9 protein-coding genes are annotated in these 11,564 nt (G+C 51.4%); all 9 read right to left on the minus strand.

What is annotated here, in order from left to right; genetic code table 11:
* Positions 1–7: 7 nt before the first annotated feature.
* Positions 8–1,234 (minus strand): outer membrane beta-barrel protein, encoded by a 1,227-nt coding sequence (locus ACTG4K_RS10340; RefSeq protein WP_439114127.1) that lies wholly within the window; start codon positions 1,232–1,234, stop codon positions 8–10.
* A 634-nt stretch (positions 1,235–1,868) separates the two neighbouring features.
* Complete coding sequence (locus ACTG4K_RS10345) at positions 1,869–2,615, minus strand: WecB/TagA/CpsF family glycosyltransferase (RefSeq protein WP_439114128.1); 747 nt, start codon at positions 2,613–2,615, stop codon at positions 1,869–1,871.
* A complete protein-coding gene (locus ACTG4K_RS10350; RefSeq protein WP_439114129.1) occupies positions 2,602–3,783 on the minus strand; it encodes an aspartate-semialdehyde dehydrogenase in 1,182 nt (393 codons plus the stop codon). The genes ACTG4K_RS10345 and ACTG4K_RS10350 overlap by 14 nt, the downstream gene beginning before the upstream one ends.
* Before the next feature lie 32 nt (positions 3,784–3,815).
* On the minus strand, positions 3,816–6,005 hold the full coding sequence (locus tag ACTG4K_RS10355) for a bi-domain-containing oxidoreductase (RefSeq protein ID WP_439114130.1): 2,190 nt from the start codon (positions 6,003–6,005) through the stop codon (positions 3,816–3,818).
* Entirely contained in the window at positions 6,002–6,925 is a 924-nt protein-coding gene (locus tag ACTG4K_RS10360) for a glycosyltransferase (protein WP_439114131.1), read from the minus strand. The genes ACTG4K_RS10355 and ACTG4K_RS10360 overlap by 4 nt, the downstream gene beginning before the upstream one ends.
* Before the next feature lie 82 nt (positions 6,926–7,007).
* The gene (locus ACTG4K_RS10365; protein ID WP_439114132.1) at positions 7,008–7,313 is read right to left on the minus strand and encodes an acyltransferase; all 306 of its coding nucleotides are present in this window, start codon (positions 7,311–7,313) and stop codon (positions 7,008–7,010) included.
* Between the two features lie 504 nt (positions 7,314–7,817).
* Entirely contained in the window at positions 7,818–9,068 is a 1,251-nt protein-coding gene (locus ACTG4K_RS10370) for a hypothetical protein (RefSeq protein WP_439114133.1), read from the minus strand.
* Positions 9,069–9,673: 605 nt separating this feature from the next.
* Positions 9,674–10,432 (minus strand): glycosyltransferase family 25 protein, encoded by a 759-nt coding sequence (locus ACTG4K_RS10375; RefSeq protein ID WP_439114134.1) that lies wholly within the window; start codon positions 10,430–10,432, stop codon positions 9,674–9,676.
* Positions 10,429–11,562 carry a polysaccharide pyruvyl transferase family protein gene (locus ACTG4K_RS10380; protein ID WP_439114135.1) on the minus strand — a complete coding sequence of 378 codons (1,134 nt, stop codon included), beginning with the start codon at positions 11,560–11,562 and terminating at the stop codon, positions 10,429–10,431. Before ACTG4K_RS10380 ends, ACTG4K_RS10375 begins: the two co-directional genes overlap by 4 nt.
* Between the last annotated feature and the right edge of the window lie 2 nt (positions 11,563–11,564).

Consider the following 11,564-nt stretch of genomic DNA (forward strand, 5'->3'; position numbering starts at 1 on the left):
ACGGCCTTCACAGCGCCGCGTTAACGCTCACCAGCACGGTGTTGCGCTTGTAGTTCGAGGTGGCCAGGGTCGAGTCGCGTTTGGTGTGGGCCAGGTCCAGGCCCAGCGTGTAGGTGCGGTTCAGGCCGTAGCTCAGGCCCAGGCTGGTGGTCAGCGTGTCGTCTTGGCGGGTGCTGTTCACAAAGTCCACCGCTGCGCCGTTCACGCTCATGCGGCTGCTCAGCGCGGTGCTCCACTTGTGGGCCCAGGTCAGGCCCAGGTTGTTGCTCTTTTCAAAGTCGCCGGTGCCCAGCGCGTCGTTCACCGCCCGGTTGGCCGACAGCGTAAAGCTGGAATAGCTCAGCGGCTTCCATTCCACCGACACCTCGTAGGTGTTGCCCGTGGCATCGGTCAGCGTGGTGCTGTCAAAGTTTTTGCGCTGGTAGCCCAGCTTGGCGGTGCCCGTGGTCTTGGCCGTGGCTTCCCAGGTGGCGCCCACCAGCAAGCGGGTGTCGGTGTTGTCTTTGGTGGTGTTCACGCGGTAGGCGTTGGTGGCCAAGCGCGCTTCACCCACCAGGTAGGTGCGCGGCATCACACGCCAAAAATACCGGCCCGCCACCTGGTGCGTGTCTACGTCAGAGCCGGCGGTGTTGGCCAGGTTGTTTTGGTAGCGCTTGTTGCTGAAGGTGTATTCGGTTTCCACCCGGCCTTGCGCCTGCTTGGCGCCAAAGGTGTAGAGCGCGTTCAAGCGCTGGCCGCGCCACTGGTCGGGCTCGGCCGTGGGCACCGCTGCGTCGCCCCGGGCGTCTACCCGGTCTTGGTAGGCCAGGCTCCAGTTCAGCCGTGAGCGCGCGCTGAAGGTGTGCACCCCGGCGGCCGTCAGGTCGTGGTTGTTGCTGTTGTCTTCTGAAGAGCCGCTGTAGCGGGCGTAGGTGCCGGCATACGTCAGGCTGTACAGGCCGGCCGCGTTTTGCGCTTCCAGCTTCAGCGTGGGGGCCAGCGTGGTCACCGTGGCGCTGATGGCCGCGTCTTGCGAGGCGCGCACGTTGTCGTCATGCCCCACCGACAGCTTGACCGAAGGGTAGGCCAACACACCCTCGGCCACGCGCAGTGCGCCGTCTGGCTTGGGTGTGGCGCTTTGCGCCTGCGCCAGCGAAGCCGTGAGGCCCATGAGCGCCAGGGCCGCCACCAGGCGTGTGGCGGTCAAAGCGCCAGAGGAAACAACAGGGCTGGAAGCGGGGTGTGAGCGTGTCATGGTGGGTATTTCGTTAAGAAGTTGGTTGAAAAATATGAATACTGGGTATTCAAAACGGGTTAAGGATTTTAAGGAAACATTTGACAAAATGTTTTCGCGTGCTTCACTTAAAACAAATTTGACGGTAGTGTAAATCAAGCTGCATATTTGTTGAATGTATCGACATTGATGTATCCGGTGTTTGTGCGGGTTTTGTAATGGTTCGTGAGTTTTGCAACGTTCACTGGGTAGGCCTGCCTTAGAGCCGGGCCAACGAAGCGCTAACCGTGCGATAGGGGCACGCCCCACAGCAAGCTCAGGATGATCGGAAACACGGCTTACGTATGCTCATCCCGAATTGAGTTTAATTTTTCACGTACCGGCGCTACAACCTACCCTTGCGGGTCGGCCCACACAGTGGATCGATTTGCGTTCGCCCAGCACAGCCCTGCGGAGCTCGGTTCAGATCAGCGCAGCACAACCGATTTCTCACGGGTAGGTTGAAAAAAAACACTTAGCCAAGTGCTAGCGCAGGGTCCCCGGGTCAACTGCCACAGGCAAAGGGGACAGAGAGCTTGGCTTTCTGGTGTAGGCCGTTTGAATTTATGAGTCAAAACAATTCTTTATCCCGATGATCGAATTTAGTTTTTAAGAATTAAATTCTTTGAAAAAAACGATTTATCCGGGCTCTGAGTAGTAACAAAGAAAACTTCAAATTCGTCACCAAATACCGCTTCCACATCCGTCTCGGCTCCTGGATCACGCGGTACAGCCACTCCAGCCCGTACTTCTGCATCCACAGCGGTGCGCGTTTGACCTTGCCTGCCACCACGTCGAAGGTGCCGCCCACGCCCATGACAAAGGTCACGCCCAGCTGATCTCTCCACCGGTTGATGAAGTTTTCCTTCTTCGGCGAGGTGATGGCGACGAACAGCAGTTGCGCACCGGAGGCGCGGATCTTCTCGACCATCGCCGCCTCGTCGTCCCAGAAATAGCCGTGGTGATGGCCGGCGATTTTTAGGCCGGGATATAGCGCCTGCACCTTGCGCGCGGTGGCGCTCACCACCTCGTCCTGGGCGCCGAGCAGGTAGGCCGCCAACCCCTCGCGCGCGCTCATGGCCAGCAGTTCATGGAACAGATCGACGCCGGCCACTCGCTCACGCACTTCATGGCCGAGTAAGCGTGCGCCTAGCACCACGCCCATGCCGTCGATGTTGATGATGTCGCACGACTCCACCGAATCGCGCAGTTGTGCGTCGTCGCGCATGTGCATCAGCTTGGCCACGTTGACCACCACATGCTGGGTGAAACGCCCGGAAAGCACCGCCGAGCGAATCGCCTCCACGGTTTCGCTCATGGTCGCCACATCCATGGGGCTGCCCATGATTTCAATTCTTTGCATGGTTCAACTCGGCGCGGTAACGGTTGTAGAACGCCAGGGCGTTGTAAGCCCAGGCCTGGGTCCAGCGGGTGTAGTTGATGCGGTTGGTTAGCCAGCGGGTCTTCTGGTAGACGAACTGCCCCTTGCCCGGCAGGTACAGCAGGTCGATGGCGCGCTGCACCACCTTGTCGCACAGCGCCAGGTCGGCCGGCGTGCCGCCCACCTTGAGCAAGGTGAAGATCGCCTGGGCGAAGCTGTGCATGTCGATCGGGTAGACCGAGGTGTTGTAGTACTTCGCCGTGCCATCGGCCTCGAAGAAGTTGTCCACGTAGTAGCGGTAGCCTTTGGCGATGCAGGCATCAAACTCGTCGGTTTGCAGGGCATCGCGCAACAGCCGCAGCGCTTCCAGGTTGTAGCCGGTGTGGAAACCGTCGATGAACTGGTGGTGGTGGAGGGCGCCATACACCCAGGAGCCATCAGCAGCCTGCTCGCTCACCGACTGGCGGGCAACCCCCAAGGCCTGCTCGACCAACGCCGCATCGCCCAGCTGCTGGGCGGCAAAGGCACACCAGGCGGCACCCCACAGACTGGCGTTGTGCACAAAGGCTTTCTCGCCCGGTATGTACGCATAGAAGCGCCGGCCATCGGCCTCGGTGTACAGATGGCGGGAAATGAAATACGCGGCATCCAGCGCCATATCGATCAGCGCCTGGTCGCCGGCGAGCTGACCCAGCTCATGCAGCGCCCTGGCCACATAGCAGGTGGTGATGATGTTGGGCTTGCCGGCCGGCACATAGAAGGCCCGCGCCTGCCAGTCAAAGTGGTAGCCCCAGCAGCTGTGTTGCCACTGCTGCGCATCGCTGCGCTGGGTCAGCAGCCAGTCGGACAGCTCGCGGGCTTGCTGCAGGTAACGCGCCTCGCCGGTGCGCCGGTAGTCCTGCATCAGCCCTGAGATGAAGAGGCCGACACCCTTGGGGTTGCGCCGTTTCGGCACGCCCAGCAGCGGGCGCAGGTTGACTGGTGAACGCTTGCCCAGCTGCAGCCAGGCCAAGCGGACCCATTGGTTGCGGTAGAGCGGGGTGGCCTGCAGCAGCCGGCTGTTCAACAGGTCAAAGGGATCGTGACCCGCGAACTGTTCTTCGCGAATCGAATCGAGCAGGCGCGCATTGAGGGAAACCAGCGGGTTCATAAGAAAACCAGGATGTTGAAGCCCACTTTCCGTTATTCCTCTGCTTGTTCGGCAGTGAGCACGGCCGTGTCTACCGCCATCGGCATGCCAACACTCATCGACTCCACCGCCATCACGGTGGCCAGGCTGGTGGCCATGAGGCAGTCGTAATCGACACAAGGTTTACCGCTCCGCAGGCCTTCCAGCCAGGCGGTAATCATGTGTTTCTGGCCCTTGTCTTGCACGCCGAGCTTGTTGCGTTTTGTGTCGCTGTCGCCGCTGAACAGCGCGACTTCCTTGAAGTCGTCGATCTGCGCCGAGCGGCCGCCGCCGAACACTTCGATGTATTCCTTGGCCATCGCCTTGGAGCCATCGGCGGTGTAGGTGATGTTGGCCACGCTGCCATTAGCAAAGCTCAGGGACAGACACAGGTTGTCGTTGAGCAGGGCTGACTTTTCGGCCTTGCTGCTGCCCACCGCATACACGGTCTTCACATGGCCTCCGACGAGCGCCGAGGCCAGGTCGATGAAGTGGCAGCCTTCGCCGATCATGCGCCCACCGCCCACCTTCGGGTCTTGAATCCAGTGGTTGGCGGGGATGGAACCGGCGTTGATGCGGATGTTCACCACCAGTGGGCTCTTCACTCCGACGAAATGCTCGATCACCTGGCGGGTGGCCGGGGCGAAGCGGCGGTTGAAACCGACCATTACCTGTGCCCTGCCGCACTTTGCGTAAGCCTGGTGAATGTCGGCCAGCTCGGCCACCGACATGGCCAGTGGCTTCTCTACGTAGACATGCTTGCCGGCGTTCAGGGCATCGCGGACGGCCACGCCGTGGGTGTCGTGGCGGGTCGTGACGACGATGGCGTCGGTATCGCCCTGCAGCAGCTCGGCATAGCTGCCGGCACAGAAGCCGAAGCCGAACTGTTTGGCCACGCCCTGCGCCGAGCGGCCGCTGGCGGTGACCAGGCCGCTGAAGGCGACCTTGCCGCTGGCCTGCATGGGCGGCAGCAGGCTGGCGGTGGCGTAGTTGCCGGCGCCGTAAAAGGACAGCTTGACCTTGTCGCCAACGACCTGGGCCGGGGTGACGCTGATGCGCGAGCTGTCGTCGGCGTTGAACGGTTTGGGGTGGTACTGCAGCAGGATGCCGAGGTACGGCTCGGTCTTGGCGCCTTCGATGAGCTGGTAGGCGCGGGCTGCGTCGTCCACCGGGAAGCGGTGGGTGATCAGGCTCTGGATGTCCAGCTTGCCCTGTGACACCAGCGCCAGGAAGGTTTCCATGTTGCGCTGCTCGGTGAAGCGCACATAGGCCAGCGGGTAGTCGTTGCCGTTTTCTTCGTAAGAGGGGTCGTAGCGGCCCGGGCCGTAGGAGCGCGAGATGACGACGCTGATTTCTTTCTTGAAGTAGTCCTCGCGCGGGATGTCCATGCGCACCGCGCCAACCACCACCACACGACCCTTTTCTCGGGTCGCCGCACCACACAACTCGATGATGGCGTTGCTGGAGGTGCCGGCGCAGACCAGCACACCGTCCACGCCGTGACCGCCGGTCAGCGCGTTGCAGATGCCCGCCGCATCAGCACCCGACGGAACGCCCACAGCGCCGAAGCCTTCGGCGCGGGTCACCAGCGACGGATCGAGATCGGTACCGATCACGGTACAGCCGTTGGCCTTGAGCAGCTGCACAGCAATCTGCCCAAGCAGCCCTAGGCCCACCACCAAAAAAGTTTCGCCGAGCATCGGCGCGGCCAGGCGCACGCCCTGCAAGGCTATGGAGCCCACGGTGGTGAAGGCGGCTTCTTCGTCGGACACGTTGGCGGGAATCTTCACCACCAGGTTCTTGGGAACGGCAACGAACTCGGCATGGTTGGCGTAGTCGGCACCGCCGCAGGCCACCCTGTCCCCCGGCTGGATGCCCTCGACCAGACCACCGGCCGCCACCACGGTGCCGGCGCAGCTATAACCCAGAGGGGAAGGTGAGTCCAAGCGCGAGTTGACGGTTTGCAGCGTCTTCATCAAACCCTCGGTGCGAATTTTGCCGATCACCTGCTTGACCAAGTCTGGCCGCGCCCGGGCCTTTTGCAACAGGCTCTTCTTGCCCATGTCAATCTTGGTCTTCTCGGTACCGGCGCTGATCACCGACGTGCTGTTGCGGATCAGCACAAATTTATCCGTCAGCGCTGGTATGGGTACGTCGTTGATTTGGATAACGCCAGTGCGCAGGGTTTGGGTGACTTGTTTCATGCTATGGGGATCTCCCTCAATATGGATCTATATAGATCAACGAGTTCTATATGGTAGTTGACCCGATTTCGTCCAGATAAAAGTGCTTCGCGCGGAGAGGAAAGCGCAAAATCAATTTTCTCCAAAAAATCAGAATATTTTCCAGTCTTGAATAAAATCGTTCCCTGCGGTCTGCTGCACACATCAGAAGCAATAGCGGGAACATCTAAATCTAGCGCTTCCTGCAATGAAATTCCGTAAGCATCTTGCCTGCTTGGACGAATAAAAAGTTTTGCTGAGGGCAATTGATCAACTAGTGACTCCCCAAATACAAATTCAACGTTGGGTACATACTCTGACACTAAGATATGATCAATATAACTCTTAGACCCAATATCCCCTATAAAAATTTTGAACTTCAAAGTAGGTCTATCTTTGGCTAACTGAAATAGGAGATCACAACCATAAAGATCAAAATCTTTAGAGCAAGAAATTCTCCATGCATTGAAAAAAATAAGACCAGTGTTGATTGAATTCGCATCTTGCTCAATGGGCTTGCTGAGTGTGGGCGGTACGTATGCCGGCAGCCATTTCGTTTTTACGACCCCCTTATGAATTAGATATTCATTTACCCTTTTGGATGCGGATATTATCAATTCGGCATGGGTGTACTTTATTGTCTTTATTAGTAGAAACTTATATACAATAGAATACGAAAGAATTTTTTCATTATGTATTGTTATGATAACTTTATTTTTACATGTACGCGTGAATATATAGAAGTAAAAAAACTGTATAGGTGAAAATTGGTGAAAGTGTACTATTGGGCTTTTGTTTTTTGAAAAAAAATAACTGAGCCACCAAGTTATCTTCTTTTTGGTGGCAAATATATTCCGCTCGAAATCTTCAAAATAATACTGATTAAATATGGCGGATTTCAACTCGGTGGTTTTCAGATACGCATGCAATCTATGGATGTGCACAGATACACCCCCAAAAGGCGGTGGGTAGGGTCCGACAATATCAATATGGTATTTCATATTTAATGTAGACCTCTTGAATTTCTTCGAACGAATACTCTGAGCTGACGTTGCTTAACAACTTTTTTAAGTCCAACGGATTCAAAAATCTCTTTGTGAGTTTCTTAGCAGGACTTCCGACTGCAATAACATACGGGGGGATAAAATTATTGCATAAACTTCCTGCTCCTAGAACGGATCCTTCCGAAATGCAGGCGCCGCTCAGAATAATTGAGCGTGCACCAACCCAAGCCCCAGTCTCAATACGAATATTGGTTGAAGTTGGGTTATCACATTGATTTTTGATCATATGTGAGGACGTATACGATAGATCGTGATTCCCGGCCAAAATCATAACTTCCGGACCCAGCATTACATCGTCGAGAATGCATATTTCAGCATATCTATTTGCAGACATGTAACAGCGTGGCCCAGAAAAAAAATTATCGCCTATCGATATATGCTCAGGCTTTAAAACCGTACTTGAATAGCCTAGTCTAAATTTTTTTCCACAAAACTTTAGTTTTATCGACACCAAGGGCCTGGCAATTAATATATTGAAAATTCTCTTTAAAAGCATAAGCCCATCGATATTGAAAGAGGTGAAAACTGGTGAGCAAATTTAGAAATCAGAATGGCTAATCTGCTCGAACACGGCAAACCGTAATATTCAAGGGAATATTGTGACTCTCGAATAGTCGAGTCTTTTGTTCTTGAATATCTAATCGATCCCTTCTTGGCTGAGAGGTGGTAGATTTTTAACGGGCACTGCACTCAATTCCCTTTGCCTATAATGCTTTTATCTATGATTCCATCAAGCATTAACTTTTTGGTTGTAATATTGAAACTTGATTATTAACATGGCAAGAAATGGAGCAGCAACAGCGGAATAAAGCATATGGCCTCCGAAGAAAGATAGTGAGATAAATGCAACTAAGAAAACAAGCTTGAATCTACTCGCATTGGCCGCAGCTTTATTAAATGAGTTCTTGTCGCGCCATTGTTTAACCCAAAAAACTGCATAAATGAAGAAAGATACGGGCCCAGCCAGAATCAGAAGGTCAAAAAAATCCATCTCAATAGAATAGTCGGCAATAGGATAGCCGCCAGTAAATAGGGTCCACGGCCGGTTGGAGAAAATATCATTGTAGACATTATATAGTTTGATATTTCTTCCGGAAAGTCCTAGAGTCAAAATGGAGCCTTCAGCTTGATTACTGAATTGATAGTTAAAGTATGCGAACGTGTTCTCTACTTCCAATCTCACTCGTTCTGACTTCATATATACTAGTAATGAACAAATGAATAGAAACAGTAAAGCAGTCGGAGCAGCATAGAAGAGTCTTTTAATTCCGCCATTAGCCCAAAAATATCCGGTAAGCAACAGAACAAGGCCAAGGAATGCAGCTTTGGTTCCAGATAGCATCATTGCTAACGCTGTTAATAAAACAAGAATGATCTTGAATATACTCTTTTTTGCTAGCAATGCCCATGCTAGTGCAATTATTAAAAAACCAGACATTTCATTGCCTGATATAATTATGCCTTTAACGCCCCAGCGATCGTTTGCATAGAACTGGAACGATGAGATATCAAAAATCGCGCCGATGGGGATGCTTAATGTATAAGCAAAAATAATAAGGGTAAATGTTTTTACCAATCGATTTATGGGTAAGTATCGATTTTTAACGATCTCGGCAAATACATTGTAAAAGAGAAAAATGAGATAAAACTTGATTAATAAGAGAAAATTCTCTCCCACTGACTCCATTGAGGCATCGGCTAGTAGCAAGTTAATTGCAATGGAGAGTCCTGAGAAAATGAACGAAGCCCATAATAGTATCTGACTTTTCCTAATCAACAAAGAATTTAGTATAATTAATAAAAGAAGCATGACGGCACGGTATACAATCGAAAATCTTTCAATTGAGCTAATGCCTGCATCTCTGGCATATACCGTCAAAAAATCTGCCAACGGCATGGCCACAAGAAGTATCAATAGAAAGAAGGCAATGGATTGAAATGCGACATTTCTTTTTGCTACAATATAATTTGCGGCAGCCATGCCGTGTAACCTGAAGTGTGTCTTGTATGTCACGATAAGGTAGCTTTTAGAATGTTCAACGATGGATGAGCTGTTAGACGACTTTGAAAAATCGCACATAGTATCCTTTTGCCCGTTTCGTGCCTTTCAGGCTACGTATTCGAAACATCATGTAGTACATGCAGTTCATAGTTCGGCAAACATCCAACAGATAGCGCTCACTATGATGATCTTGTTTCATATGTGGGACTTGCGCCATTTGGGGAGTTTTCTTTCCTGCTGCGATAGTGGATTTTGCAGCGTGGATTCTCGTGGTGTCAAAATTGTGCCCATACCTAACCACATCTAGGAGCCTATAAAATACTAGGTGGCCGGTACGATTTCAGAACACTGCATCTGAAACTTCGCTTGCATTAATGTTTCTCTAGTATCGCGATACGCAGTCGGATTTCCTAAAAAACATTGTCTCAAGCGGTCACTGAAATACCGCTACAAGTGGAGAAGGTGGTAAATGATCAGATGACTGGTCCATTGTCATTCGGTGACCTTATCACCTGAGCATGGTGAGATTGACAGATTGATGAAAACAAACATTCAACGGACCTACGAGCATTCAAGAACGTCTATTACATCCTACTTATTGCGTGTCTAAATACAGCGCGCAAAATCCTAAATGGCTCCAAAAGTGCATTCGAAATTTGGCCTCTATAATTTGCAATTTGTCGTCTTTCCGCTTCCATACTACTAGGCAAGTTTTGAAAGTCTTCAAATATCACATATGGTCTAATTTCAAAAACCTTCAATCCATGAGCCACATGGAAAGACCAGTCATCTGAAACAGACCGAATTTTAAAGTTTAACTGAAGAAGCTTTTTGGCGCCTGTTGGAGTTATATAGTAGCCAACCATGCCAGATGTCCAATATTTGAAAGGCTTCCCAATGCTGAAATTGGTTGCCAATTTTATGCTTTGAATTGGGTTTTTAAAATAATGATATTTTGCCTTGCTTTCACACAGTTTTGAGTGACCCAGTAACACAATATCTATGTCCACACTTGTGTATAACCCGAGAACTTCAAGTGCCTTATTAAATTCGGCGGTAAAGACGGCATCATCTTCAACTATTATTCCTGGCTGTTTGGAGTCACAGATTTCACGCCATGCACGTTTATGGCTTAAAAAACATGCAAATTCGTTGTCTAGCAACTCCCGTTTGTGTCTATTGAAAATGCCTTCTTTGTCCAATACCTGGTGTCGCAACTCTTTACTAATAGAATTGCCAGGTATTGCATCAACAAATACAAGCTCGGCATTAATTTTTTCTGATTGAAGCGTTATGCGAGCCCGCCGTGTAGAATCAGCCAATGATATTGCGAGTATTTTCATGACAACCGCTGCATCAAAACTAGGCTTTGCTTTTGTAGCTTTTGTAAACGTTGAATTGGTATATCCCATATTGGTTCGTCAAAGAATGAACCATTAAAGGAGGTTGGTCCAATGGGCATGCTGGCGAGTCTGTTCGTCAAGTCGATATTTTTCAAGAGGGATTCAAATCTCGTTTGCCCCCTGCTTTGGTTGCCTATTGCAATAAATGGTCTATTAAATATAATCGAAAACACCATGCCGTGAAATGAATCTGTCAATATGAATCTCGCATTAGCGAACCCTGTGAGCCATTGCTTTATATCAGGCATAGACCAGTCAGTTAGCCAATCTTTCGCATCTTCTCCTATGTGACATTTCGCTTGTGAGGAATATAAAGGCTCATCGAGTTCAACACTCGCTTGTTTTGCAAGTGCGAGCTTTTCCGGCGTCTTGTCTAAAAAATATGTGTAAACCCCTTCGGGTATATTTTTCAACTTGTCTGAGCCAATCAATTCCTCGTAACAATGTTTGTCGAGAAGCAGAGTTGGGTCCAGCACCGCAACAGCGTCAATACCTAGATACTTGCGGCAAAGTTCAACCCCTGAGTCCTCCCGCACGCTGATTGCATCAAACTTTTTGGCAAGTTCGACGCAGTGATTGGTTTGTTCATCGGTAAACTCCCATTCGTCCACACCGAAGGATGAGGCGTAGGAAATGCGCAGGATTTTTTTGTCTTCCAAAAAATCCAGAAAGTAGTTGTAGATATTGGGCGAGTATTTGGGGCGCCAGGTCTGGTCGCTGCCAACGATCACGGCGTCGTAGTTCTCTCGATCAAAGTGGTCTATTAACTGCTGTGTGCTGTACAGCGGTTCGGACATGGTGAGGTGCTGATCAATGAAGCTCTGCGTGTGCTGCAGTATGGTGGGCAGGTGCTTCTCGAAGTTGATCGGTGCCTTGCGCTTGCCGAAAGCTTTCATCGCAGCCCTGTAGGCGAAGCGCGCACTCAAGTAAACTGTGCCCGGTTGATCTGGTTGTCGATCGATGGTTACCGGCTCATGGCCCATGCGTTTGAGCACTTGCTGCAGCGCCCAAGCCTGCATGATGCCGCCGTAATTTTTGCCCAACGGCTGGGTCATGATGGCGATTTTCATGT

This window comes from Hydrogenophaga sp. (genome assembly GCF_965657535.1).
In the GTDB taxonomy this organism is placed as follows: Bacteria; Pseudomonadota; Gammaproteobacteria; order Burkholderiales; family Burkholderiaceae_C; genus Hydrogenophaga.

Excerpts from the sequence above, each read along its gene's own strand:
- ACTG4K_RS10370 (WP_439114133.1), bottom strand. The coding sequence starts at position 9,068 with ATGGCTGCCGCAAATTATATTGTAGCAAAAAGAAATGTCGCATTTCAA.
- ACTG4K_RS10350 (WP_439114129.1), bottom strand. The coding sequence starts at position 3,783 with ATGAACCCGCTGGTTTCCCTCAATGCGCGCCTGCTCGATTCGATTCGC.
- ACTG4K_RS10355 (WP_439114130.1), bottom strand. The coding sequence starts at position 6,005 with ATGAAACAAGTCACCCAAACCCTGCGCACTGGCGTTATCCAAATCAAC.
- ACTG4K_RS10375 (WP_439114134.1), bottom strand. The coding sequence starts at position 10,432 with ATGAAAATACTCGCAATATCATTGGCTGATTCTACACGGCGGGCTCGC.
- ACTG4K_RS10365 (WP_439114132.1), bottom strand. The coding sequence starts at position 7,313 with ATGATCAAAAATCAATGTGATAACCCAACTTCAACCAATATTCGTATT.
- ACTG4K_RS10340 (WP_439114127.1), bottom strand. The coding sequence starts at position 1,234 with ATGACACGCTCACACCCCGCTTCCAGCCCTGTTGTTTCCTCTGGCGCT.
- ACTG4K_RS10380 (WP_439114135.1), bottom strand. The coding sequence starts at position 11,562 with ATGAAAATCGCCATCATGACCCAGCCGTTGGGCAAAAATTACGGCGGC.
- ACTG4K_RS10345 (WP_439114128.1), bottom strand. The coding sequence starts at position 2,615 with ATGCAAAGAATTGAAATCATGGGCAGCCCCATGGATGTGGCGACCATG.